The organism is Bradyrhizobium sp. USDA 4452, from assembly GCF_054063575.1.
The window spans coordinates 4,557,384-4,582,609 of record NZ_JBSSGK010000001.1; the positions used below are offsets into that span (position 1 = coordinate 4,557,384).

Sequence of the window (25,226 nt, forward strand, 5' to 3'; positions counted from 1 at the left end):
ATTTGCTGCGCAAATCGACCTCTCCCAAGGGAGAGGTGAACCTTCGATGCCTCCCTAGCTCAACTTGATCTCATCATTTTTCAGAACGCGGTCGCGGGCTTCTCGCTGTCCATGTGCCGCAGGTGCTCTTCCGGATAGCGGCCGCCGGCGGCAGCACCAGGCGGAAATGCTTCGGCGAGCACGGCAAGATGCGCCGCGGTCAATCTCACATCGAGCGCGCCGAGCGCCTCGGTCAGCCGCTCGCGCCGCCGCGCGCCGACCAGCGGCACGATGTCCTTGCCTTGCGCTGCGACCCAGGCAATCGCAACCTGCGCCGGAGAGGCGCCGATCTCGCCGGCGATGCCGCGCAGCCGCTCGGCGAGCGCGAGGTTGGTGTCGATGTTGCCGGCCTGGAAGCGCGGGCTCATCAGGCGGAAATCCTTTTCGCCTGCCTGGTTCTTCGACCAGTGCCCGCTGATCAGTCCGCGTGCCAGCACGCCATAGGCGGTGACGCCGATGCCGAGCTCGCGGCAGGTCTTCAGGATGTCGGTCTCGATGCCGCGCGAGATCAGCGAGTATTCGATCTGCAGATCGGCGATCGGATGCACCTTGTGGGCGCGGCGGATGGTGTCGGAGCCGACCTCCGACAGACCGATGTGCCTGATCCAGCCGGCCTTGATCATGTCGGCCATCGCGCCGATCGTGTCCTCGATCGGCACATTGGGATCGAGCCGCGCCGGCCGATAGATATCGATGTGGTCGACGCCGAGCCGCTGCAGCGAATAGGCGACGAAATTCTTCACGGCATTGGGCCGGCAGTCATAGCCGAGGAAGCCGTAGTTGCGATCGCGCAGCGCGCCGAACTTGACGCTGATCACGAGATTGTCGCGGCTCCTGCTCTTCAGCGCCTCGCCGATCAGCATCTCGTTGTGACCCATGCCGTAGAAGTCGCCGGTGTCGAGCAACGTGATGCCGGCCTCGAGCGCGGCATGGACGGTGGCGATGCTCTCGCTGCGGTCGGTCGGGCCGTAGAAGTCGGACATGCCCATGCAGCCGAGGCCGATCAGCGAAACGGTGGGGCCGGTGGAACCGAGTTTGCGTGCGTCCATGGTGGTGTTCCCAAAGTTGTGCAGCGGATGATCCGCCGGCAGATGACGCCGCCGATATGGGCCGATCCGGCTTCCGCGATAAGCTGGACAATCCCGAATGGGTTGTTCACTATATCGAACAATGCAGGATTTCGACCTTCGCGACCTCGACGCCTTCGTGGCGGTGGCGCGCACCCGCAATTTCAGGCGTGCAGCGCTGGAGAGCCGCGTCTCGGTCTCGAGCCTCAGCCAGCGGCTGCGCGACATGGAGGAGCGGCTCGGCGTCCGCCTGATGAACCGCACCACCCGCAGTGTCGCGCTGACCGAGGCCGGCGAGCTGCTGCTCGCCCGCGTCGCACCGGCGATCGCCAACGTCGCGGACGCGATCACGGAGGTCCGCGGCCTGCGCGCCGAGCCGTCGGGCCGGCTGCGCATCAACGCGCCGCCGCCCGCGGTCGATCTGGTGCTGGCGCCGATGATCGCGCCGTTCCTCGCCAGATATCCGCAGGTCGATCTCGATGTCGTGGCGGAGAGCGCGTTCGTGGACATCGTCGCGCAGGGATTTGACGCCGGCGTGCGCTATGGCGAGCATCTCGCGCAGGACATGGTGGCGGTGCCGCTCGGCGCGCCGCAGCGCTACGCGGTGGTGGCGTCGAGCGATTATGTCGCCAGGCACGGCCGGCCGATGCATCCGAAGGATCTGCTCAAGCACGCCTGCATCCGCACCCGCTTCGGCAGCGGCGCGATCTTTGATTGGGAGTTCGAGAAGAACGGCCGCGTCGTGAAGGTCTCGCCACCGGCCAGGCTGATCGCGACCTATCTCGGCCTCGCCTTGCGTGCGGTCCATGACGGCGTCGGCTACTGGGCGACGTTCGAGGGCTATGTCCGCTACGGCATCAAGTCCGGCGCGCTGGTCAGCGTGCTCGACGACTGGTGTCCGCCGTTCGACGGACCGTTTTTGTACTATCCGAGCCGCCGCCAGCCGCCGCCGGCGCTCGCCGCCTTCGTGGCGTTCGTCGCCGACTGGCGCAAGCAGGCGCGGCGGAAGAGATAGGTCGAGCTCTCACCACATCGTCGTCGCTGCTTTCGCAGGGACGGCACCGAGTGCGTGATTGCAGGATGGGCCCCGATCGGCCGCACCGGCTACTGTGCATGGGGTTGTTTTCGATATTTTTGGCGGCGCCATCCGGGCTACGGTTCTTCTCCTTCCCCCTGAAAGGGGGAAGACCGGGATGGGGGTCCAGCCGCAGGTGACACTCCATGCGGACAGAGTGGATCCCCACCCGCTTTGCTCTGGCGAGCAAAGCGACCTCCCCTTTTCAAGGGGAGGTGGAGCTGCGAAATCACAGCATGCTCGGCAGCACGCGATCCGGCGGCTTGTGAGCGTCGAGGAAGGTTCGGATGTTGATGATCACTTTCTCGCCCATCTCGACGCGGCCTTCGATGGTAGCCGAGCCCATATGCGGCAGCAGCGTCACCTTGCCGGCCCTGGCGAGCCGCACCAGTTTCGGGTTCACCGCAGGCTCGTGCTCATAGACGTCGAGACCGGCGCCGCCGACATCGCCGGCTTCGATCAGCTTGATCAGGGTGTCCTCGTCGATCACCTCGCCGCGCGCGGTGTTGACGATATAGGCCTCTTTGCGGATCAGCTTGAGCCGCCGCGCCGAGAGCAGGTGATAGGTCGCCGGCGTATGCGGGCAGTTCACGGAGATGATGTCCATCCGCGCCAGCATCTGGTCGAGACTTTCCCAATAGGTCGCCCCGAGCTCTTCGGCGATCATGGGAGCCACCGGGCGACGGTTGTGATAGTGGATCTGCAGGCCGAAGGCGCGGGCGCGGCGCGCCACGGCCTGGCCGATGCGGCCCATGCCGATGATGCCGAGGCGCTTGCCGCCGATGCGGTGGCCGAGCATCCAGGTCGGCGACCAGCCCGCCCAGTGCTGCTTGCCTTCGGTCAGGATCGAGGCGCCCTCGATCAGGCGCCGCGGCACCGCCAGGATCAGCGCCATGGTCATATCGGCGGTGTCCTCGGTCAGCACCTTCGGGGTGTTGGTCACCGTGATGCCGCGGGCATGTGCGGCGGTGACGTCGATATTGTCGACGCCGTTGCCGAAATTGGCGATCATCTTCAGCTTGCAGTCGGGCTGATTGATCACGTCCTCGCGGATCATGTCGGTCACGGTCGGCACCAGCACGTCGGCGGTCCTCGCCGCCTCGGCGATCTGTTCCGGCGTCATCGGCGTGTCGTCGAGATTCAGTCTGGCATCGAACAGCTCGCGCATCCGGGTCTCGATCGAGTCCGGCAGCTTGCGAGTGACGACGACGAGAGGCTTTTTCTTCACCGACATGTCCTGCTTTCATGAGGCGCGCGGCTCGCCAAAAACCGAGCCGTTGAGGCCTCATTAACCCGGTTGTTCGACACTGCTGATAGCCGCGCTGTCCCGGCGTTTCCTTCGCGTTTCCTAGGGTTCCCCGATACTTGCCCCGGCTTTCGCAAAGCGGCGATGTCGGGAAATTCGGGTGTTCTGGCTCTCAGGCGTTCCGTCCTCTCTAGCAGAAGGCCGGGCCAAGACAAGAACCCCTCGGAGCCATGCGGGCGGGGAACGAACACCGCTGGCGCAGCGGCCTTCGGGCACGGGTTTGGATTTGGGTTTGGGTTGCAGCTCGCCGGATGCGGGTTGGACATCTCGGCAGGAGACGAGTGGATGGTCTGGCGTTTCGGTTCATTGGTGGCTCTGGTCGGGAGCATGCTGAGTGCGTCGGTCATGCCCGGACATTCCGCCAAGGATTTGAGCCCCACCACCAGCGGCCTGCCGATTCCGCGCTATGTCAGCCTGAAATCCGACCATGTGAACGTCCGGGCCGGCCCGACCAAGGATAACGACGTCGCCTGGGTCTACACCCGGTCGGGGCTGCCGGTCGAAATCACCGCCGAGTTCGAGAACTGGCGGCGGGTGCGCGATTCCGAAGGTGCCGAAGGCTGGGTCTATCATTCGCTGCTGTCCGGTCGCCGCACCGCGGTCGTGACGATGAAGAACAAGGACGATCTGGCCTCGCTGTACGATCGCCCCGACGCCACCAGCGCCATCGCGGCGCGGTTGCAGGCCGGCGTCGTCGCGCAGGTCAAGAAATGCGCCAATAACTGGTGCCGGGTCACCGGCAACGGCTTCGACGGCTGGATCGAGCAGCAGCGCCTGTGGGGCGTCTACGCCGACGAGAAGGTGGACTGAGTTTCCACCTACCCGAATGAAAATGGCCGGGACGAGCCCGGCCATTACAACTGAGATCGACGGCAAGATCGTTCAGCGCTTCTTGCGCAGCCGTACGACCATGTCGACACGGGAAATCTCGTAGCCATCCGGCACGTCCGGCATCTTCGACAACACGAGGTGCGGGTCGGGAATGTCGACCAGCTCGTGATTGTGCTCGAGATAGAAGTGGTGATGCGTCGATACGTTGGTGTCGAAATAGGTCTTGGTGCCGTCGACGCTGACCTGGCGCAGCAGGCCGGCATCGGTCAGCTGGTTGAGCGTGTTGTAGACGGTCGCCAGCGACACCGGAACCTTGGCCAGCGTGGCTTCCTCGTACAGCATTTCAGCGGTCAGGTGGCGGGCGCCCTTGCCGAACAGCAACCAACCCAGCGCCATGCGCTGCCGGGTCGGCCGGAGACCGGCAGACTGCAGCATCTCGTTGACGTCATGCCACGGACAGCCGGTCAGGGCCGGGTGGTGCCCAGCGCCCCGCGCAGCCGGGTGCACGGCATCATCGTTCACAGCCGGTACTTCCTCGTTCATATCCACTCTATGCACCCAACTCAGGCAATATTCCTCATAAATATAAAAAGGATGCCCGTCAGATGCAAGTTTTTCGCAACTAGAACGAATCCAAGCTGCGGTAGAAACCTAAGGAGAAACGGCAATTTATCATCGGAATGCCGCTTTGCCGCCCAGTTGGCCCTATGTTAGAGAGCGCGCGGACCACATATGCGCTTTCGGCAGAGATAACAGGTCGGTAGCGTACCCAGGTAGCGCCAAGATGCGGGACGGGTTATTCCGGTTCCCGTGGGTAGATTAGGGTCCGACCAAGCAAAGCGCTTCATCGGGACATCAGAGGTGGAAAGAGGATGCTGGATCGGCGCGGCGGTTACGAATACGAGGATTTGCTGGCTTGCGGACGGGGCGAGCTTTTCGGTCCCGGCAACGCCCAGTTGCCGCTGCCGCCGATGCTGATGTTCGATCGCATCAGCGCGATCTCGGAGAGTGGCGGCGAGTACGGCAAGGGGCTGGTGCGCGCCGAGCTCGAGGTGAAGCCCGATCTCTGGTTCTTCGGCTGCCATTTCAAGAACGATCCAGTGATGCCGGGCTGCCTCGGCCTCGATGCCATGTGGCAAATGGTCGGCTTTTATCTCGGCTGGATCGGCGGCGAAGGTCGCGGCCGCGCGCTCGGGCTCGGCGAGTTGAAGTTCTCCGGACAGGTGCTGCCGCACGCGCGCAAGGTTGTGTACAACATCGATATCAAGCGCGTGATGCGGTCAAAGCTCGTGCTTGGAATCGCCGACGGGTGGCTTTCCATGGACGACGAGATTATTTATCGCGCCAAGGACTTGAAGGTCGGATTGTTCAAGCAGGGCACGGCGCCATCCTGAGCAGGATGATCATGCGGCAACATAAAGGCAGGGCGAGGCGAACATGAGGCGGGTTGTCATCACGGGGATGGGGATTGTCTCGTCCATCGGTAACAACACCCAGGAAGTGCTTGCGAGTCTCTACGAGGCGAAGTCGGGCATTTCGCGTGCGGAGAAGGCTGCCGAGCTAGGCTTCCGGTCGCAGGTGCACGGTGCGCCGACGCTCAATCCCGCCGAGGTGATCGATCGCCGCGCGATGCGGTTCCTCGCCGAAGGCGCGGCGTGGAATCACGTCGCCATGGAGCAGGCGATCCGCGACTCCGGTCTCGAGGAGAACGAGGTATCCAACATCCGCACCGGCATCATCATGGGATCCGGCGGACCGTCGACGCGCACGCTGGTGGAGGCGGCCGACATCGCGCGCGCCAAGGGCCCGAAGCGGGTCGGCCCGTTCGCGGTGCCGAAGGGCATGTCCTCGACTGCGTCGGCGACGCTCGCGACCTGGTTCAAGATCAAGGGCGTGAACTATTCGATCTCGTCGGCCTGCGCGACGTCGAACCATTGCATCGGCAATGCCTATGAGACGATCCAGATCGGCAAGCAGGACATCATCTTCGCCGGCGGCTGCGAGGAACTCGACTGGACGCTGTCGGTGCTGTTCGACGCCATGGGCGCCATGTCGTCGAAGTATAACGACACGCCGGCGACCGCCTCGCGTCCCTACGACATCAGCCGCGACGGTTTCGTGATCGCCGGCGGCGCGGGTGTCGTGGTGCTCGAAGAGCTCGAGCATGCCAAGGCGCGCGGCGCCAGGATTTATGGCGAGGTGGTCGGCTACGGCGCGACCTCGGACGGTTACGACATGGTGGCGCCGTCGGGTGAGGGCGCCGAGCGCTGCATGCGCATGGCGATGTCGACGGTGAACACGCCGGTCGATTACATCAATCCGCACGCCACCTCGACGCCGGCCGGCGATCCGCCGGAGATCGAGGCGATCCGCAAGGTGTTCGGCACCGGCGACAAGTGCCCGCCGATCTCGGCGACCAAGGCGCTGACCGGCCACTCGCTCGGCGCCACCGGCGTGCAGGAAGCGATCTACTCGCTGCTGATGCTGAACAACGGCTTTGTCTGCGAAAGCGCGCACATCACCGAGCTCGATCCGGTGTTCGCCGACATGCCGATCGTGCGCAAGCGCATCGACAACGCCAAGCTCACGACCGTGCTGTCGAACTCGTTCGGCTTCGGCGGCACCAACGCCACGCTCGTGTTCAGGCGGCTTGATGCCTGATTTCGACTCTCCTCGCTTGCTGAGGGAGATCCGCAGGCGGCCAATGGGGATATTGCAACGATCCGGAATGGGGTGGGAATGATTATTGAACCGCGCGTGCGAGGCTTCATCTGCACGACGGCACATCCCGTCGGCTGCGCCACGAATGTCCGCGAACAGATCGCTTATGTGCTCAAGCAGGGTCCGGTCGCGGACTGCCCGAAACGGGTTGCCGTGCTCGGCTGCTCGACGGGCTATGGTCTCGCGAGCCGCATCGTTGCCACCTTCGCCGGCGGCGCCGACACGATCGGCGTGTCGCTGGAGCGCGAGCCGTCGGAAAAGAGAAGCGCCAGCGCCGGCTGGTACAACAACCGCGCCTTCGAGATCGAGGCCGAGAAGATCGGACGCTCGCCGCTCACGCTGGAGGGCGACGCCTTCTCCGACGAGATGAAGAAGGACTTCATCGCGCGCGTGCGCGAAAAATTCGGTCAGCTCGACCTGTTGGTCTACAGCATGGCAGCTCCGGTCCGCACCGATCCGGACACCGGCAAGACCTATCGCTCGGTGATCAAGCCGCTCGGCGCTCCGGTCGAGATCAAGACGCTCGACACCGAGACCGGCGAGGTGTTCCAGACCACGCTCGAGCCCGCGAACGAGGAGCAGACCGCGGCGACGGTCGCGGTGATGGGTGGTGACGACTGGAAACGCTGGATCGACCAGCTGGCTGACGCCGGCGTACTGGCGCCGGGCTTCCGGACACTCAACTACACCTATATCGGCAGCGAGCTGACCTGGCCGATCTACTGGAACGGCACGCTCGGCCGCGCCAAGGTCGATCTCGACCGCAAGGCGGAAGCGATCCGGAGCCGGCTCGGTGCGGACGCCGCCCGCGTCGTCGCGCTGAAGGCCGTGGTCACCCAGGCGAGCTCGGCCATTCCGGTGGTGCCGCTCTATGGCACGGTGCTGTTCAAGGTCATGAAGCAGCTCGGGCTGCATGAGGGCTGCATCGAGCAGATCGACCGCCTGTTCCGGACGAAGCTCGGCAAGGGCGTCGCGCTCGACGATACGCAACGCATCCGGGTCGACGATTGGGAGCTTTCGCCCGAAGTGCAGACGGAGGTGTCGCGGCGCTGGCCGCTGCTCACCACCGAGACGCTCGGCGAGCTGGCGGATCTCGGCGAATACAAGAGCCAGTTCCTGCGCCTGTTCGGCTTCGGCATCGACGGCGTCGATTACACGCAGGACGTCGATCCGCGCGTCGTGCCGGGTTAGGCGGTTCGGGAAGCTACTGCTGTCATCCGGCTACGCGAGCCTCACCCGGCCGCGATCTTCTCTGCCCGCTGGAAGGCGGGCCGCGCCACGCAGCGGTCGATATAGGCCTCGAATGACGGCCGCGGCGGCACCATCTTGAAGATGCGTACCGCAAAGTTCAGCCCCGCGCTGATCGCGATGTCGGCGGCGGAGAACTGCTCACCGAGGATCCATGGCCCCTTCTGCAGCTCGGCGTCGAGCACGTCGAACACCTGCGCCGCGCTGCCCCAAGCGGCGGTGCTGGTCGGCACTTCGAGCTTGGTGAAGAGCTGGATCAGGGCCGGCTCGATGCAGCCCGGCGAGAAGAACAGCCATTGCAGATAGCGTGCGCGCTTCGGATCGGTCACGGCCGGCGCAAGCTTCGTTTCGGGATAGCGGTCGGCGATATAAGCGCAAATCGCCGCAGCCTCGGCGAGCTGCGCATCGCCGTCGGTCAACGCCGGCACCTTGCCCATCGGGTTGATCTTGAGGAACTCCGGTGACTTCTGCGCGCCGGTGCTGATGTCGGTCAGCACCCGCTCGTAGGGCAGGCCGGATTCTTCGAGCAACCAGATCGCGGAGAACGAGCGCGAGCGTGGCGACCAGTACAGCTTGATCATGGTGCTTCAGCCTTTCTGCGACGTGGACGAACGGGCCCGTTCATCGCGCGTCCGGCTCCAATTGGCAACTTACGACGGCTGGACGAGCGCTCCGGCCTCAAATCGATATGCTGGCCAACTCAATGATCTGGGGCAGATCAGCCGCAAGCCCTCTTCCACCGGTAATACTTCATCATCAACCCGTTCAGCGGGTTGATCTTCTCCTCTTCATACAAGAAGCCTTCACGTTCATACCAGCGCCAGGCCTTTTCGTTTCCGCTCGCGCATTTCAGCCAGACCTCGTCGGGCATCTGCTCGCGTGTGAAGGCAAGCAAATGGCGCCCGACGCCCCTGCCCTGATAGCCGGGGGCGACGAAGAGCTGATCGAGGTAATGGTCGGATATGTGCAGCGCCAACATGCCGGCGAGCGTACCGTTGTCGTCAGCGACGAACAGACTCCAGCCTTGCGCGATCTCGTGGCGCACACGCTCGCGCAGATTGGAGAGCAGGGCGTCATTGGCCTCGGCGAGACCAGTCGTGACCCAGCTCTCCATCCAGACCAGAGCGATCTCGTCATACTCGTCCGGTCGGGCGATGCGGATCACCAGTGGCGTCATTGTCGATCTCTCGGACTGCGATGCGTCTCGCGTGGAATCGCGGCGTCTGTGGTGCGCTCAACCTACAGGATGATGATGCAGCCGGCGAGTTTTCGTCATCCGGTTCATGCGCCGCGTGTGCCAACCCAAACAAAAAGGGCGGCCTCTCGGCCGCCCTTCGTTGTTTCGCTTCGAGCAGGCTTACTCGCCGGCAGCTTCGCGCGGCGCCGGAGCGTCGGCCTTCTGCTTGGCCTCGAGGTCCTCGCCGGTTTCCTGGTCGACCGCCTTCATCGAGAGGCGGGTCTTGCCGCGGTCGTCGAAGCCGAGCAGCTTGACCTTGACCTTGTCGCCTTCCTTGACGACGTCGGAGGTCTTCTGCACGCGGTTGGCCGCGAGCTGGCTGATGTGGACGAGGCCGTCCTTGGCGCCGAAGAAGTTCACGAAGGCGCCGAACTCCATCACCTTGACGACGGTGCCCTCGTAGATCTGGCCGACCTCCGGATCGGAGGCGATCGACTTGATCCACTTGATCGCAGCCTTCATCGCCTCGCCGTCGTTGGAGGCGACCTTCACGGTGCCGTCGTCCTCGATGTTGACCTTGGCGCCGGTCTTCTCGACGATCTCGCGGATCACCTTGCCGCCGGTGCCGATCACTTCACGGATCTTGTCGGTGGCGATCTTGAAGGTCTCGATGCGCGGTGCGTATTCGCCGAGCTCGGCGCGCGCAGCGGTCAGGGCCTTGGACATTTCACCCAGGATGTGGATGCGTCCTTCCTTGGCCTGGCCGAGCGCCACCTTCATGATCTCCTCGGTGATGCCCTCGATCTTGATGTCCATCTGGAGCGAGGTGATGCCCTGGTCGGTGCCGGCGACCTTGAAGTCCATGTCGCCGAGATGATCCTCGTCGCCGAGGATGTCCGACAGCACCGCGAAGCGCTGACCTTCGAGGATCAGGCCCATGGCGATACCCGCGGTCGGCCGCTTCAGCGGCACGCCGGCGTCCATCAGCGACAGCGAAGCGCCGCAGACCGAAGCCATCGAGGACGAGCCGTTCGACTCGGTGATCTCGGAGACCACGCGGATCGTGTACGGGAACTCGTGGTGCGGCGGCAGCACCGGGTGGATCGCGCGCCAGGCGAGCTTGCCGTGGCCGATCTCGCGGCGCTTGGTGCCGCCGAGGCGGCCGGTCTCGCCGACCGAGTAGGGCGGGAAGTTGTAGTGCAGCAGGAATGTTTCCTTGTACGTCCCCGACAGCGCGTCGATGTACTGCTCGTCCTCGCCCGTGCCGAGCGTGGTCACCACCATCGCCTGGGTCTCACCGCGGGTGAACAGCGCCGAACCGTGGGCGCGCGGCAGCACGCCGGCTTCGGCGATGATGTTGCGCACGGTCTTGACGTCACGGCCGTCGATGCGCTTGCCGGTGTCGAGGATGTTCCAGCGAACGATCTTGGCTTCCAGCTCCTTGAACACCGCGGCGATGCGGAGCTTGTCGTATTTCGGCTCCTGGCCTTCCGGGAAGAAGTGCGCCAGCACCTTCTCCTTGACGGCGCCGACCGCGGCATAGCGTTCCTGCTTGACCGGGATCGCGTAGGCCTTGCGCAGGTCCTGCTCGGCGATGCCGAGCATCTCCTTTTCGATCTCCGAATTGTCGATCGTGGTGACCTCGCGCGGCTCCTTGGCGGCCTTCTCGGCGAGCTCGATGATCGCGTTGATGACGGGCTGGAAGTGGCGGTGGCCGAACATGACCGCGCCGAGCATCACGTCTTCGTTGAGCTCCTTGGCTTCCGATTCGACCATCAGCACGGCGTCGGCGGTGCCGGCGACGACGAGGTCGAGCTGGGTTTCGGCCATCTCGTCGAGCGTCGGGTTGAGGATGAACTCGTCATTGGCGAAGCCGACGCGCGCGGCGCCGATCGGACCCTTGAACGGCGCGCCCGACAGCGTCAGGGCGGCGGAGGCGGCGACCAGCGAGACGATGTCCGGATCGTTCTCCATGTCGTGCGAGAGCACGGTGACGATCACCTGGGTCTCGTTGCGCCAGCCGTCGACGAACAGCGGGCGGATCGGGCGGTCGATCAGGCGGGAGACCAGCGTCTCCTTCTCGGTCGGACGGCCCTCGCGCTTGAAATAGCCGCCGGGAATGCGGCCCGCGGCGTAGGTCTTCTCCTGGTAGTCGACCGTGAGCGGCAGGAAGTCGACGCCTTCGCGCGGTGCCTTCGCGGCGACGACGGTGGCGAGCACCACGGTCTCGCCGTAGGTCGCCATCACGGCGCCGTCGGCCTGGCGGGCAATCTTGCCGGTTTCAAGTTTGAGGGGACGTCCACCCCAGTCGATCTCGACGGAATGCGAATTGAACATTTCGGTTTCTTTCATGGTTTCACGAAAGCACGGCGCCCTGAAACACAAAGACCATGCCAAGACGGCGAGATACTGATGCGCTTGTCGCGACCAGCATCCGGCGATCCTGCCATGGTCCCTGGATTTCGGATGGCGTCCATCCTTTCGGTCATCTGGGCATCTTGCCCGGTCCAGCGGCCGGATTGCTGCTGGACGCTAGTGTGCATGGTGCGATTGCCATGCTGTTGCGCATGATCATCTTTCGACAATTCGAAAGCCCGAGTTCACGGACGACCATGCGAAAACGCGCGCGAACCTCGCGCGCGTGCTTCTCAAATCAACGACGGATGTTGTGCTTCTCAAGCAGCGCCTTGTAGCGCGCCTCGTCCTTGCGCTTGATGTAGTCAAGCAGGGAGCGACGCGTCGACACGAGCTTCAGGAGGCCGCGGCGTGAATGGTTGTCCTTCACATGGCTCTTGAAGTGCTCGGTGAGGTTGTTGATGCGTTCCGACAGGATCGCGACCTGGACCTCGGGCGAGCCGGTGTCGCCGGCTTTGGTGGCATTCGTCTTGATGACTTCCGCTTTGCGTTCTGCGGTAATCGACATCGTCAGTTACTTTCATTGTTGCGAGCCGGACCGGCAGTCAGTCCGTTCAGGTTGAACACGCGCTTGGGGATGAGTTCGCCATTGCCAATTTCAGCAAGCGCGAGAAGCCGGCCTGCCACCGTGACATAGACTGTGCCGCTAGTATTGGGCGCATCCCGTCCGCGCAACAAAACGGCCTGGCCCCTGTGGAGCCTTGCCGCATCAGCCCGTGTGACGGCCAGTGCCGGGATGTCGTCCAGCGCGGTCTCAACGGGCAAAAGCGCGTCGGCGAGGCTGCCCTCGCCAGACGCGGCTCTATTGCATAAAGCCTCCAACTGTTCCAGCGGAATCATGTCCCGTTCGGTAAACGGACCGACCAGGGTCCGCCGCAGGGCGCAGATATGGCCGAAACAGCCCAGAATTCGGCCCATATCGCGGGCCAGGGCCCGGACATAGGTTCCTTTGCCGCACTCGGCCTCGAACACGGATTGTCCGTTATCTCCATGTTCTACAAGGGTTAATTCGTGAATCTCGACTGGGCGGGGCTTCAGTTCCACAGTCTCCCCGTCGCGCGCCAGGTCATAGGCGCGCTCGCCCTGCACCTTGATGGCCGAATATTGCGGCGGGATCTGCTCGATCACCCCAGTGAAACGCGGCAGCAGTTCGCGGATCGAATCGGCGGTCGGCCGGCTCTCGCTGGTCCGGACCGGCCGTCCCTCGGTGTCGTCGGTGTCGCGTTCCTCGCCCCAGCTGACCGTGAAGCGGTAGCGCTTGCGGCCGTCCATCACGAACGGCACCGTCTTGGTGGCCTCGCCGAGCGCGATCGGCAGCCCGCCGGAGGCGAGCGGGTCGAGGGTGCCGGCATGGCCGGCGCGCTTGGCTTGGAACAGGCGCTTGAGCACGGCGACGGCCTGCGTCGAGGTCATTCCGATCGGCTTGTCGAGCACCACCCAGCCGTGGACGTCGCGCTTGTCGCGGCGCGGCTGCTGGTTTTGCTTGCCGTGCTTCTGGCGCGGGTCGTTGTTGGTGCGGCGCGCATCGTCGGTGCGCGGCCCGGCAAAGGCGTCCCGCTCAGCGTCGCGCGCGTCGGCATCCTTCGCGTCGATCACGCTGTTGGTCGTCATCACAGTCATTCCTCGTCGTCCGAATCGGGTGCAAGGTCTCGCTGCACCGCAGGTGTCCGCAGTAGTTTCTCGATGCGCTCCGCCTCGTCGAACCGCTCATCGACGCGGAAGCGAATGTCGGGTGCAAATTTCAGGTTGACGCGATGCGCGATCTCGCCGCGAAGGAACTTCTTGTTGCGCTCAAGCGCAGATATCACCGTGTCGGTGTCGCGGCCGCCGAGCGGCATCACGTAGATCGTGGCGAGCTTCAGGTCCGGCGACATACGCACCTCGGGAACGGTGATGATGTGGCCTTCCAGATCGGGATCGTGAACCTCACCCTGTGACAGAATCTCGGCAACTGCATGGCGAACCGTTTCGCCGACGCGCAGCTGACGTTGCGATCCGCCGGGGCTGGAACTCTTCTTTTGACGGGGCATGACCTTTTTCCAAAACCGTCGCGCCCGCCGGCCGTGGCCGCGGGCATCAATGTCCTAGCTTTGCTTTCAATCGGACGATGCGCGGGTGGCCGGACTGAAGTCCGGCCACGTCGTCGCATTTTCAGTTAAATGGACCCAACACCTAGTAAGATCTGCTCTTCGTAAGATTTGGACTTACAGAGAGCGCTGGATCGTCTCGATGCGGTAACATTCGATCACGTCGCCGACGCGCATGTCGCCGTAGTTCTCGAATGCCATGCCGCACTCCTGGCCGGCGACCACTTCCTTCACTTCATCCTTGAAGCGCTTCAGCGTCGACAGCTTGCCTTCGTGCACCACGACGTTGTCGCGGATCAGGCGAACATTGGCGCCGCGTTCGACGGTGCCGTCGGTGACGCGGCAACCCGCGACCTTGCCGACCTTGGAAATGTTGAACACTTCCAGGATCTGCGCGTTGCCCAGCATGGTTTCGCGCAGCGTGGGGGCGAGCAGGCCGGACATCGCCTTTTTGATGTCGTCCACGAGGTCGTAGATGATGTTGTAGTAGCGGATCTCGATGCCGTTGCGCTTGGCTGCGGCCGCCGCTTCCTTGTTGGCGCGAACCGAGAAGCCGATGATCGCGGCGTTGAAGCCTTCCGCCAGCGTGACGTCGGACTCCGAGATGCCGCCGACGCCGGCATGCAGGATGCGGGCGGCGACCTCGTCGGTGCCGAGCTTCTCGAGCGAGCCCAGGATCGCTTCCAGCGAGCCCTGCACGTCGGCCTTGACGATCAGCGGGAACTCCTTGCGGCCCGCGGTCTTGAGCTGCGACATCATCTGCTCGAGCGAGCCGCGCATGCCGGAGATCGAGGCAGCCGCGTTCTCGCGCTTCTGGTGCGCGCGGTAGCTCGTGACCTGACGGGCGCGGGCTTCGTTCTCGACGACGGCGAGACGGTCGCCGGCTTCCGGCGGGCCGTTGAAGCCGAGCACCTCGACCGGCACGGACGGGCCGGCCTCATCGAGATTCTCGCCCTGGTCGGAGATCAGGGCGCGGACGCGGCCCATCTCGGCGCCGGCCACGATGATGTCGCCGATCCGCAGCGTGCCGCGCTGGACCAGCACGGTCGCGACCGGACCGCGGCCGCGATCGAGCTTGGCTTCGATCACCGTGCCTTCCGCCGGACGCTGCGAATTGGTCTTCAGGTCGAGGATTTCGGCCTGCAGCGCGATCATCTCGAGCAGCCGGTCGAGATTGGTCTTGTTCTTTGCGGAAACCTCGACGTCGACGACGTCGCCGCCGAGCGATTCGACCTGCACCTCGTGCTGCAGCAACTCGGTGCGGACGCGCTCGGGCCGCGCATCGGGCTTGTCGATCTTGTTGATCGCCACGATCATCGGCACCTTGGCCGCCTTGGCGTGGTTGATCGCCTCGATCGTCTGCGGCATCACGCCGTCATCGGCGGCGACCACCAGCACGACGATGTCGGTGACCTTGGCGCCGCGGGCGCGCATCGCGGTGAACGCGGCGTGGCCGGGCGTGTCGATGAAGGTGATCTTGGTGCCGCTCTCGGGCGACAGCACCTGGTAGGCGCCGATATGCTGGGTGATACCGCCGGCTTCGCCCGACACCACATTGGCGTGGCGCAGCGCGTCGAGCAGCGAGGTCTTGCCGTGGTCGACGTGACCCATGACCGTGACCACGGGCGAACGCGGCTCGGTGTCGGTGGAATCGTCGACAACGTCGAACAGGCCTTCCTCGACGTCGGAGGCGGCGACGCGCTTGACGCTGTGGCCGAGCTCTTCGGCGATCAGTTGCGCGGTGTCGGCGTCGATCACGTCGGTGATCTTGTGCATCGCGCCCTGCTTCATCAGCATGCGGATGACATCGACCGCGCGCTCCGACATACGGTTCGCGAGTTCCTGGATCGTGATCGCTTCCGGAATGATGACTTCGCGGACCAGCTTTTCCTTCTGCTCGTTCGACGCATGTCCCTTCAGGCGCTGGGTGCGACGGCGGAACGAGGCGATCGAACGCTCGCGCACTTCGTCGACGTTGAGCGCGGTGGTCACGGTCAGGCGGCCGCGCTGCTTCTGCGGGCCGGGCTTGTGGGTGGTCTTCGGTGCGGCGGCGGGACGCACGATGCCGCCGGGGCGGCGCACCAGACGCGGACCTTCGTCCTCGTCGGCTTCGGCGGCAACGGCCGGCGGTTTCGCCGGCGCAGAGGCCGGCGTGCGCGCGGTTGTCGTGGTCGCCGGGCGGCCTGCGGGCGCGCGGGCGGCCGGAGCAGACGCGGGTGCGGCTGTGGCCGGCTTGGCCGGTGCAGCGCCAGGCGTCGCGCCGGGCTTGGCTTCGCCCTCGCCGAAGCGGCGCTTGGCCTCGACCTCGGCCTTGCGCTTGGCCTCTTCCTCGTGGCGGTGACGCTCCTCTTCCGCCTTGCGGCGGGCCTCGGCGGCCTCGCGCTCGATCTTCTCGGCAGCCTCGCGGGCAGCACGGCGCTTGGCTTCCTCTTCGGCCTGGCGGCGTTCCTCGATGTCGCGCTGACGGGCGTCGGCCAGCGCGCTCGCGCGCGCGGAACGCTCGTCTTCGGTCAAGGTCGGCAGCACCACGCCGGAGCGGGTGTTGCGCTGTTGCTGGCCGGGAGGCGGGCCCGAGGGGCGGCCCTGCGGCGGCCTCGGGGCGGGCGCCGCCGGCTTTGCAACCACGGGCTCCGGCGCATGCGCCTCGCCGGGAACATCGCCACCGACGCGACGCTTGCCGCGCTTCTCGACCACGACCTGCTTGGTCCGGCCGTGGCTGAAGCTCTGGCGCACGGTGCCCGTCTCGACGCGCGGCTTCAGCGACAACGTCTTGCTCGGGACACTCAAAGTCTTGTCGCCAGGGGTCTTGGTATCAACCATTCAGCAGTCCTAATCTCGTTTCGCTGTGCGTTTACCGCACAAATCCTTCAACGTGTCGTCGTTTGCTGAGCATGATCCGGTCGGAAAGACGGCATCCGCCTTCCTGGATCAGGCTCTGGAATTTCTGGCCGCTTCGGCGGTCTTGTCGTCGTCGGCCATCCGGTATCGGACCAGCATCTGGCAGCGCGACAGGAACGTCTTGCTCGCCGGGCCCGCGAGCAGCGCAGCATGTATCACATTTGACCGCCCAAGTGCCAAATCCAATTCTTCCGACGTCAAAACATTGACGACGGCGATTACCGGCGATTCACCACGTTTTTCGCCCCTTTGCCGGACGATCGCGTCCAATTTGCGGATTCCGTCCGCTGCGCCGTCGGAAGCGTGGATCAGGGCTGCAGTTTCGTTCCGGTTGAGTGCGTCCTCGACCTTGCCGAAGCCTGCCACGACCTGACCGCCCTTGGCGGCCATCGCCAGGGCCTCGGTGACGCTGCGGACCAGGAGAGCGTCGGTGTCGGCGGGAAGGGTCGGCGCGACGCGGACATCGCGCTTGAATCCCTTGCTAAATTGGTGACGGCGGACCGCTTCCGCAACGCTGCGCCGCGATGCGGAGACCCATAATCCGCGGCCCGGCAGCTTGCGCTTGAGGTCCGGGATCACCTCGCCCGTGGGTGCGACGACGAACCGGATCAACTCGTCGATCGGACGCACCTCGCGGCTGACCGCGCACATCCGCGTGGTCGCGGACTTCTGCGTCCGCGGCCCATCGTCGAGATCGGGGTCAGCCTGAGCGAGCATCCGTAGGGCATCTCCATCATAAATCTGCGCGAGTTCTTATCGCAAAGCCGGTATCCACCTTTGCGGAACACGCGCTACGACGCCGCTTCTGCTTCGGCGGCCTCGGCCTCCTCGGCAGGCTTGGCGAGGTCGGCTTCGGTGATCCAGCCGGCCTTCAGGCGGGCCTGCATGATCATGGCCTCGGCCTCGTCGCGCGTGATCTCGATGCCATCGAGGAACCCGGCATGCTTGGTCGGCTCGCCGCCTTCCTTGCGCTCGGTCCAGCCGACCAGATCATCGGTGGCGCAGCCGGCCAGATCCTCGACGGTCTTCACATCGTTCTCGCCGAGCTTCACCAGCATCTTGCCGGTGATGCCGGGCACGTCCTTCATGGCGTCCTCGACGCCGAGTTCCTTGCGCTTGGCCTCGAGCTCAGCCTCGAGCTGCTCGAGATATTCGCGGGCGCGGGTCTGCAGCTCGGTGGCGGTCTCCTCGTCGAAACCTTCGATGCCGGCGAGCTCCTTGACGTCGACCAGCGCGAGCTCCTCGACCGAGGTGAAGCCTTCGGAGGCGAGCAGCTGGCCGACCACCTCGTCGACATTGAGCGCTTCCATGAACACGCGGGTCGAGTTCTCGAAGTCGGCCTGGCGGCGCTCCGACTCTTCCTGCTCGGTCAGGATGTCGATGTCCCAGCCGGTCAGCTGCGAGGCGAGGCGGACATTCTGGCCGCGGCGGCCGATCGCCAGCGACAGCTGGTTGTTGGTGTCGGGAACCACGACCTCGATGCGCTCGCGGTCCTCGTCGATCACGACCTTGGCGACTTCAGCCGGCGCAAGCGCGTTGACGACGAAGGTCGCGATGTCGGGCGACCACGGGATGATGTCGATCTTCTCGCCCTGCAGCTCGTTCACCACGGCCTGCACGCGCGAGCCGCGCATGCCGACGCAGGCGCCGACCGGGTCGACCGAGGAATCGCGCGAGATCACGCCGATCTTGGCGCGCGAGCCGGGATCGCGGGCGACCGCCTTGATCTCGACGATGCCGTCGTAGATTTCGGGCACTTCCTGCGCGAACAGCTTCGCCATGAACTGCGGATGGGTGCGCGACAGGAAGATCTGCGGGCCGCGGGTCTCGCGGCGGACGTCGAAGATGTAGGCGCGGACGCGGTCGCCGTTGCGGAACACCTCGCGCGGCAGCATCTCGTCGCGGCGCACGATCGCTTCGCCGCGGCCGAGGTCGACGATCACGCTGCCATATTCGACGCGCTTGACGATGCCGTTGACGATGTCGCCGATGCGGTCCTTGAATTCCTGGTACTGCCGGTCTCGCTCGGCCTCGCGCACCTTCTGCACGATCACCTGCTTGGCGGACTGCGCGGCGATGCGGCCATATTCCAGCGGCGGCAGCGTGTCGGCGATGGTGTCGCCGACCTGGGCGCCCGGATTGGCGCGCTGCGCATCCTGCAGCGAAATCTGGTTCGACGAGTTCTCGACGACATCGACCACCAGCATGTGGCGGGTCAGCCGCAGCTCGCCCTTCTTGGCGTCGATCTCGGCATGGACGTCGGTCTCGCTGCCGTAGCGGGCGCGGGCGGCCTTGGCGATGGCGTCTTCCATCGCCGCGATCACGATGGAGCGGTCGATCGACTTTTCGCGCGCAACTGCGTCTGCGATCTGCAGCAGTTCGAGTTTGTTGGCGCTGACTGCCATGGCTTAGTCTCCTTCGAATGGATCGATCTCGCCACGGCGCGCGCGCTCGGCGGCCAGGCGGTGCTTTTTGGTGTTGGTCGGGGCCGGCTTCTTGCCGGGCTTATGAGCAGGCTTGTCACCAGGCTTGGGTTTCGGCTTCTGGCTCTTCGCCGGATCGCTCTTCTTGGCGTGGGCCGGCTGCGGCGGCGCGAGGCCGAGCTCGCGGCGCAGTTCGCGCTCGGCGGCCTTGCCGCGGCGCATCGATTCCTCGATCAGCTCGTCGGTCAGCACCAGCCGCGCGTCCGAGATGTCCTCCATGACAAGGACGACCTCGGCGTCCTCGGTCGGGCGCGGGTCGTCGCGCCTGACGCGGACCGCATTGCCTTCTACGCCGGCGAGCAGGCCGCGGAACCGCTTGCGGCCCTGATGCGGCACCGCCATCTCGATCTTCACCAGATGCCCGGTATAGCGCTCGAAGTCGGAGCGGCGCACCAGCGGCCGGTCGATGCCGGGCGAGGAGATTTCCAGCCGGTAGGCGCGCTCGATCGGATCGGCAACATCGAGCACCGGCGACAACGCACGCGAAATCGCCTCGCAATCCTCGAGCTGCATCGAGCCGTCGGGGCGCTCGGCCATGATCTGCACGGTGCAACCGGCGTCGCCGGAAACCTTGATGCGCACTAGGCGATAGCCCATACCCTGCAACACCGGGACCGCGACCGCTGCGACGCGGGCCGCGACCCCGGGCTCGACGACGAGCCGCGGCTCGGCGAGCAGTTCGGTGTCCACGGGCGTGGCGGTCGGATCGGTCATGTCCAGTGTCAAAGGCTGTCTAGGGTCTAACGGCTGTCTGAGGTCTGTTGTGTTGTTCAGGTGGCCTTAAGGGGCCGCTAACGCTACCTAAGCCGGATCCGGCCTCGCCGGGTCCCGTCAGGTAATAAAAAAGAGCGGGTCCCGGGGGGCCCACTCTCCTACGCGATCGTATGAGATACCATAAGTTGCGCCCGATATAGCCCTTTTGCCGGGGCCCGGCAAGGCCTCCGGCCCGGGCGGAGGGCGATTTTGCGGCCTGGAGGGTGCAGGTTTGGTCTAACCCTCCGTTTACGAACCGGGCCATAGATTGCCGAAAATCGGCAGAAGTCGCCGGTTGGACAAGGCTCATGACGACAGCCCCCGCGCTGATCCCGGAACTCGACGACATCGTTCGCCGCGGCGACCCCAGGCGCCGCGCCGAGGCCGCGCGGCGGCTCGGCGATCTGTTCCTGCAGGGTGCGGCGAGCTTTCGCCCCGACCATATCGACCTGTTCGACGGGGTGCTGACCAGTCTGGTGCCGCATGCCGAGCTTGCGGCGCGCATCGATCTCGCCGAACGGCTCGCGCCGCTCGCCAACGCGCCGCGGTGTCTGGTCGGGCAACTCGCCCACGAGGACGAGGTCGCGATCGCTGGCCCGGTGCTGCGCCGCTCGCCCGTCCTCGACGATCGGGTGCTGGTCGAGATCGCCAATGCCAAGGGCCAGGGCCATCTGCTGGCGATGAGTGAGCGATCCAGGCTCTCGACCGCACTGACCGACGTCATCGTCCGTCGCGGCGATCGCGATGTGATCCGAAGCGCGGCCGGCAATGCCGGCGCCGCGTTCTCGGACGCATCGTTCGCGACGCTGGTGCGGCGCGCCGCTCAGGACGGCGTGCTGACCTTGCGGATCGGCCGCCGTGACGATCTTCCGCCCGTGCATCTGAAGAGCCTGCTGGCCGGTTCGATCGACGTGATCCGCCGCCGGTTGCAGATCGTCGCCAAGCCGGAACGGCAGGCCGAGATCAAGCTGGCGCTGAACGAGATCGAAGGCGTCGTCGCCCAGGTCGAGGGCCGCGATTTCGCTGCCGCGCAGCGCGCGATCCTGGCCCTGCACCGCGCCGGCGAATTGAACGAGGCCGCGGTGGCAGGCTTCGCAAAGGCCTTCAAATACGAGGAATGCGTGGCGGCGCTCGCGGCGATGACCGGCGTGAAGATTGTGACGCTCGATCGCCTGATCGCCGGCGATCGCTACGATCCGATCCTGATCGCCAGCAAGACGATCGGTTTCGAATGGCCGACCGTGCGCGCCCTGATCCTGATGCGCCTCGGGCCGAACCGCGTGCCGTCGCCGGCCGATATCGAAGGTGCGCGGGTGAATTTCGTCCGCCTGATGCCGTCAACGGCGCAGCGCGTCGTGGACTTCTGGAAGTCGCGCTGAAGTCGAGCGTCACACGACCATTGGCGGTACGCTCTCCCCTTCGTCATTGCGAGGGGCGAAGCGACGAAGCAATCCATGCTTCCACGCAAGCGGACAGATGGATTGCTTCGCTTTGCTCGCAATGACGAGGCTGGGCCGCAGCATCAAAAATCCCTTCCCAAAAATTGCATCGGCCCGCTATGCTTTGCGCAAGGCGCGACACAGCGCCAACGGGGAGATTGCCATGCTGACGGACGCCGACATCCAATCGCACGCCGAGCGGATCCGCGACGACGGATACACCGTGATCGAGCGCGCCGCCTCGCCGGACCTGGTCGAGGGATTGAAGGCGGCGGTCGAGCGGATCGAGAGCGAGCACAATCTTGGCCTCGCCCGGACCTCGTTCGAGGGCTTCAAGACGCTGCGCATCAACAACCTCCTGACCTATGACGAACTGTTCTGGGAGGTGCCGCTGCATGACAACGTGCTGCCGGTGGTCGAACGCGTGCTGGACAAGGAATGCCTGTTGTCGTCGTTCTGCTCGCTGGTGCTCGGTCCCGGCCAGGAAGCGCAGCCGATCCACGAAGACACCCAGTTGATCCCGCTGCCGCGGCCGCACATTCCGATCACGATCAATGCGATCTGGGCGCTGTCCGATTTCCGCGACGACAACGGCGCGACGCGGATCATTCCGCGCAGCCACAAATTCAAATCGTCGCCGGAGTACGGCAAGCATTACGACGCGGTCACCGCGACCATGCCGGCGGGCAGTGTGATGCTGTTCGACAGCGCGCTGTGGCATGGCGGCGGCCCCAACACCAGCGATGCCAGGCGCTTTGCGTTCTCCTGCGCCTATTGCTGGGGCTGGATGCGCCAGCAGGAGAATCTGCAACTCGGCATTCCGCGCGAGACCGCGGCGCGCTTTCCGCGCCGCTTGCAGGAATTGTGCGGTTACAGCGTCTACAAGGGCCAGTTCGGCCACATCGACAATCACGATCCGATCGAGCTGCTCGGTCGCGAGCGCGGCAAGCGCATGGTTTGGGAAGCGACCGACGTCAGGAAGGCGCGGATGGCGGGACAGGGATAACTGTTCGTCATTCCGGGGCTCGCGCAGCGAGAGCCCGGAATCCATTTTTCAGCTTGCACGCGGCGCAATGGCTTTCGGGTCCGTGCTTCGTACGCCCCGCAATGACGACGATTTAGGCCAAGCGCCGAAATCGCAGATATGCCGCCTTGCGCCCTTCGCGCTCGGCCTTGGCGCCGTAGCGCGTCATGGTGTAGTTCGGCCACGGCTTGAGCCAGTCGATCGCGCGCTCGGCGAGCCAGGCGAAGTCGGGCGAGCGCATCAGATGTGCGAGCGTCCACGCGCAGTAATCGTCGATGTCGCTGACGAAGCGGAATTCGCCGCCCGGCGGCAGCAACCGGCTCATCGCCGCGACCGTTGCATCCTGCACGAAGCGCCGCTTCCAGTGCCGCCGCTTCGGCCAGGGATCGGGATGAATGAGATCGATGCGCGCCAGCGAGCGGGCTGGCGCCCAAGCCAGCAGCTCGGCGGCGTCGCCGGCGAACAGACGGATGTTGGCGATATTTTGCGCCTCGATCTGGGTCAGGATCTTGGCCATCCCGTTGACATAGGGCTCGCAGCCGATGAAGCCCGTCGCCGGAAAAGCCTGAGCTTCCGCGATCAGATGCTCGCCGCCGCCGAAGCCGATTTCGAGCCTGACGTTTTCAATGCCATCATCGAATAGCTCGGTCAGCGCCTCGGGTGCGGTCGCCGAGATGTCGAGCGAAAGATGCGGCAGCAGCGTGTCGATCAGATCGGCCTGGTGCGCGCGCAGTTTGTGACCCTTGCGCCGCCCGAAAAATGAGCCGCGCGAATGGGCCATCGCGCCATCGTCGGACGAATCGCGATCGTCTCTGTCGTTCGGAGCAGGGGTCATCGCAGCGTCTGATAGAGCCGGTAGAGCAGCCGTGCGCGCGGCTCGATCGACGAGATGTAGAGCTGCTCGTAATGGGTGTGCGCGCCCTTGCCGTCGACGCCGAGGCCGTCGAGCGTTGCGGTATGCGGCGCGGTGAAATTGCCGTCGGAGCCGCCGCCGGTGAATACATCGAGCAGCTCGAAGCCGAGTTCGCCGGCAAGCTCCCTGGCGTGCTCGTAGAGCGCGGCGCCGGCATTGCTCTTCTCGTAGGGCGGACGGTTCAATTCCCCGGTCACCTTGACGCTGACGCCGTCGGTGCGCGAGGTGATGCCGAGGATTTTCGGCACCAGCTCGTCGGCGTCGGCCATGGACGGCACGCGCATGTCGACTTCGGCGTAGGCCTCTTCGGCGATCACGTTCGGCTTGGTGCCGCCGCGCACCACGCCGACATTGACGGTGACGCCGCGCGCAATATCGTTCATCGCCTCCAGCGCCAGGATCACATGGCCGAGTTCCCGGATCGCGCTGCGGCCATCCTCGGGGCGCGTGCCCGCGTGTGCCGGCGCGCCCTTGATATGCACGTCGAAGCGCGCGACTCCCTTGCGTCCGGTGACGATCTTACCGCCGTCGCGCGCCGGCTCGGTCACCAACACGTATTTCGCCTTGCGTCCTTCGGCCTCGATCAGCGCGCGCGAGGTCGGGCTGCCGATCTCCTCGTCAGAGACGTAGAGCTGGGTGATGCCGAGCGGCGGGCGCGCGCCATCGGCGCAGACCTGCCGGAACGCGTGATAGGCAAGATACGCGCCGCCTTTCATGTCGTAGATGCCCGGGCCGAACGCGCTGTCGCCTTCGATCTTGAATGGTAACCGTTCGATGAATCCCATCGGATGAACTGTGTCGAGATGGCTCAACACCAGAATGCCCGGCGCGTCCTGCCCCCAGGACGAGCGCGCGACCAGGTGATCGCCACAGCCGTCGCGTCCGGCAACGCGGTCGACGGTGGCCGGCAGGTCGCGATATTCAGAGGCGACGAGGTCGGCCAGTCTGTTGACCTGGTCCGGCCGCTCCGTCGGCGATTCGATCTCGACCCAGCGGCGAATGCCGTCGAGGATCTCAGCTGCTTCGAACGGATTGCTGGGCATGCTGCTGTCGTCGCCTGTGAATTCGCGTTGTCATTCAGCGCACGCGCCGAGCCATGATCCGGAAAAGCGTGAAGTGGTTTCCGGAAAGATCATGCACAAACAAAGAGCTAAAGCGCGACGACGATTCAACGGAACTCGCCGCGCCCTAGCGTGCGCCGGAATGACATATTCCAGATTTGACGATCTCTCAAACGGATATGGCCGGATCAGGCCTGCTCGGCGGCCTCACGCGCCGCGATCTGCTCGACCAGCTCGACGATGCTGCGGCGGAGCTTGGCATCCGCTATCCGCGTGAACGCCCGGGTCAGGGCCAGGCCTTCGGCGGTTGCCAGAAAATCGGACACATAGGCCGGCGAGGAGCCCTCGCTGAAGCCGTCGGCGGTCTTGACGCCGCTCGGGCCGCCGTCGAACAGGAAAGAGACCGGCACCTGCAGGATTTCGGAGATCTGCTGCAGCCGGCTGGCGCCGACGCGGTTGGTGCCCTTCTCGTATTTCTGCACCTGCTGGAACGTCAGGCCTAACGCCTCGCCCAGTTTTTCCTGGCTCATGCCGAGCATGATGCGCCGCATGCGGACGCGGCTGCCGACATATTTGTCAACAGGATTGGGCGCTTTGGTGGACATTTCCAACTCTCCTAAGGGATTGCGCGCCCGGGGGTGAGGCAAGTTGGACGTGGAGTATGCCTCAGGCGCCGGTGCCGTCAAATC

The 25,226-nt window shown here is 65.0% G+C and carries 23 protein-coding genes; 7 read left to right on the forward strand and 16 right to left on the reverse strand.

Features of this window, described 5'->3' with window-relative positions:
• Positions 1-80: 80 nt before the first annotated feature.
• Positions 81-1,088 carry an aldo/keto reductase gene (locus ACVISU_RS21880; protein WP_456708278.1) on the reverse strand — a complete coding sequence of 336 codons (1,008 nt, stop codon included), beginning with the start codon at positions 1,086-1,088 and terminating at the stop codon, positions 81-83.
• 121 nt (positions 1,089-1,209) lie between these two features.
• Here ACVISU_RS21880 and ACVISU_RS21885 point away from each other — a divergent pair, with 121 nt between their 5' ends.
• Positions 1,210-2,121: a LysR family transcriptional regulator gene (locus tag ACVISU_RS21885; RefSeq protein ID WP_456708279.1), complete on the forward strand. Its 912-nt coding sequence runs from the start codon at positions 1,210-1,212 to the stop codon at positions 2,119-2,121.
• A 289-nt stretch (positions 2,122-2,410) separates the two neighbouring features.
• Here ACVISU_RS21885 and ACVISU_RS21890 read toward each other — a convergent pair whose 3' ends face one another.
• Positions 2,411-3,415 carry a 2-hydroxyacid dehydrogenase gene (locus ACVISU_RS21890; protein WP_456708280.1) on the reverse strand — a complete coding sequence of 335 codons (1,005 nt, stop codon included), beginning with the start codon at positions 3,413-3,415 and terminating at the stop codon, positions 2,411-2,413.
• 357 nt (positions 3,416-3,772) lie between these two features.
• Here ACVISU_RS21890 and ACVISU_RS21895 point away from each other — a divergent pair, with 357 nt between their 5' ends.
• Positions 3,773-4,297: an SH3 domain-containing protein gene (locus ACVISU_RS21895; RefSeq protein WP_050406183.1), complete on the forward strand. Its 525-nt coding sequence runs from the start codon at positions 3,773-3,775 to the stop codon at positions 4,295-4,297.
• A gap of 72 nt (positions 4,298-4,369) precedes the next feature.
• Here ACVISU_RS21895 and irrA read toward each other — a convergent pair whose 3' ends face one another.
• Positions 4,370-4,861 carry an iron response transcriptional regulator IrrA gene (gene irrA, locus ACVISU_RS21900; protein WP_050406184.1) on the reverse strand — a complete coding sequence of 164 codons (492 nt, stop codon included), beginning with the start codon at positions 4,859-4,861 and terminating at the stop codon, positions 4,370-4,372.
• Positions 4,862-5,190: 329 nt separating this feature from the next.
• Between irrA and fabA the strand changes: the two genes are divergently transcribed.
• The 3 genes from fabA (at position 5,191) to fabV (ending at position 8,230) form a co-directional block, all read left to right on the forward strand.
• Complete coding sequence (gene fabA, locus ACVISU_RS21905; RefSeq protein WP_050406185.1) at positions 5,191-5,712, forward strand: 3-hydroxyacyl-[acyl-carrier-protein] dehydratase FabA; 522 nt, start codon at positions 5,191-5,193, stop codon at positions 5,710-5,712.
• 43 nt (positions 5,713-5,755) lie between these two features.
• Positions 5,756-6,979: a beta-ketoacyl-ACP synthase I gene (gene fabB, locus ACVISU_RS21910; RefSeq protein WP_050406186.1), complete on the forward strand. Its 1,224-nt coding sequence runs from the start codon at positions 5,756-5,758 to the stop codon at positions 6,977-6,979.
• A 78-nt stretch (positions 6,980-7,057) separates the two neighbouring features.
• Positions 7,058-8,230: an enoyl-ACP reductase FabV gene (fabV, locus tag ACVISU_RS21915; RefSeq protein ID WP_456708281.1), complete on the forward strand. Its 1,173-nt coding sequence runs from the start codon at positions 7,058-7,060 to the stop codon at positions 8,228-8,230.
• Between the two features lie 41 nt (positions 8,231-8,271).
• Here fabV and ACVISU_RS21920 read toward each other — a convergent pair whose 3' ends face one another.
• The 10 genes from ACVISU_RS21920 to rimP all read right to left on the reverse strand — a co-directional run bounded on the left by ACVISU_RS21920 (position 8,272) and on the right by rimP (position 20,061).
• Positions 8,272-8,868, reverse strand: coding sequence for a glutathione S-transferase family protein (locus ACVISU_RS21920; protein ID WP_456708282.1), 597 nt, complete (start codon positions 8,866-8,868; stop codon positions 8,272-8,274).
• 137 nt (positions 8,869-9,005) lie between these two features.
• Entirely contained in the window at positions 9,006-9,464 is a 459-nt protein-coding gene (locus ACVISU_RS21925; RefSeq protein WP_456708283.1) for a GNAT family N-acetyltransferase, read from the reverse strand.
• A 180-nt stretch (positions 9,465-9,644) separates the two neighbouring features.
• A complete protein-coding gene (gene pnp, locus ACVISU_RS21930) occupies positions 9,645-11,801 on the reverse strand; it encodes a polyribonucleotide nucleotidyltransferase (RefSeq protein WP_456710876.1) in 2,157 nt (718 codons plus the stop codon).
• A 316-nt stretch (positions 11,802-12,117) separates the two neighbouring features.
• Entirely contained in the window at positions 12,118-12,387 is a 270-nt protein-coding gene (rpsO, locus tag ACVISU_RS21935; protein ID WP_050406190.1) for a 30S ribosomal protein S15, read from the reverse strand.
• A gap of 2 nt (positions 12,388-12,389) precedes the next feature.
• The gene (gene truB / locus ACVISU_RS21940; protein ID WP_050406191.1) at positions 12,390-13,499 is read right to left on the reverse strand and encodes a tRNA pseudouridine(55) synthase TruB; all 1,110 of its coding nucleotides are present in this window, start codon (positions 13,497-13,499) and stop codon (positions 12,390-12,392) included.
• The gene (gene rbfA / locus ACVISU_RS21945; protein ID WP_050406192.1) at positions 13,496-13,909 is read right to left on the reverse strand and encodes a 30S ribosome-binding factor RbfA; all 414 of its coding nucleotides are present in this window, start codon (positions 13,907-13,909) and stop codon (positions 13,496-13,498) included. The genes truB and rbfA overlap by 4 nt, the downstream gene beginning before the upstream one ends.
• Positions 13,910-14,083: 174 nt before the next feature.
• The gene (gene infB / locus ACVISU_RS21950) at positions 14,084-16,786 is read right to left on the reverse strand and encodes a translation initiation factor IF-2 (protein ID WP_456708284.1); all 2,703 of its coding nucleotides are present in this window, start codon (positions 16,784-16,786) and stop codon (positions 14,084-14,086) included.
• Between the two features lie 108 nt (positions 16,787-16,894).
• On the reverse strand, positions 16,895-17,581 hold the full coding sequence (locus ACVISU_RS21955; RefSeq protein WP_050406194.1) for an RNA-binding protein: 687 nt from the start codon (positions 17,579-17,581) through the stop codon (positions 16,895-16,897).
• Positions 17,582-17,655: 74 nt separating this feature from the next.
• Positions 17,656-19,269 (reverse strand): transcription termination factor NusA, encoded by a 1,614-nt coding sequence (gene nusA / locus ACVISU_RS21960; RefSeq protein WP_050406195.1) that lies wholly within the window; start codon positions 19,267-19,269, stop codon positions 17,656-17,658.
• A 3-nt stretch (positions 19,270-19,272) separates the two neighbouring features.
• Positions 19,273-20,061: a ribosome maturation factor RimP gene (gene rimP / locus ACVISU_RS21965; protein WP_050406235.1), complete on the reverse strand. Its 789-nt coding sequence runs from the start codon at positions 20,059-20,061 to the stop codon at positions 19,273-19,275.
• A 347-nt stretch (positions 20,062-20,408) separates the two neighbouring features.
• On the opposite strand from rimP, the gene ACVISU_RS21970 reads away from it, so the two are divergent.
• Positions 20,409-21,479 carry a DUF2336 domain-containing protein gene (locus tag ACVISU_RS21970; RefSeq protein ID WP_456708285.1) on the forward strand — a complete coding sequence of 357 codons (1,071 nt, stop codon included), beginning with the start codon at positions 20,409-20,411 and terminating at the stop codon, positions 21,477-21,479.
• Between the two features lie 223 nt (positions 21,480-21,702).
• Complete coding sequence (locus ACVISU_RS21975) at positions 21,703-22,545, forward strand: phytanoyl-CoA dioxygenase family protein (RefSeq protein ID WP_456708286.1); 843 nt, start codon at positions 21,703-21,705, stop codon at positions 22,543-22,545.
• A gap of 112 nt (positions 22,546-22,657) precedes the next feature.
• Here the strand turns inward: ACVISU_RS21975 and ACVISU_RS21980 are convergent, their stop codons facing one another.
• From ACVISU_RS21980 to ACVISU_RS21990, 3 genes are all read right to left on the reverse strand, one after another.
• Positions 22,658-23,398, reverse strand: a complete 741-nt coding sequence (locus ACVISU_RS21980) for a tRNA (guanine(46)-N(7))-methyltransferase TrmB (protein WP_456708287.1) — start codon at positions 23,396-23,398, stop codon at positions 22,658-22,660.
• Positions 23,395-24,519 carry a M20 family metallopeptidase gene (locus ACVISU_RS21985; RefSeq protein ID WP_456708288.1) on the reverse strand — a complete coding sequence of 375 codons (1,125 nt, stop codon included), beginning with the start codon at positions 24,517-24,519 and terminating at the stop codon, positions 23,395-23,397. The genes ACVISU_RS21980 and ACVISU_RS21985 overlap by 4 nt, the downstream gene beginning before the upstream one ends.
• A gap of 206 nt (positions 24,520-24,725) precedes the next feature.
• Positions 24,726-25,142 (reverse strand): helix-turn-helix domain-containing protein, encoded by a 417-nt coding sequence (locus ACVISU_RS21990; RefSeq protein WP_050406199.1) that lies wholly within the window; start codon positions 25,140-25,142, stop codon positions 24,726-24,728.
• Between the last annotated feature and the right edge of the window lie 84 nt (positions 25,143-25,226).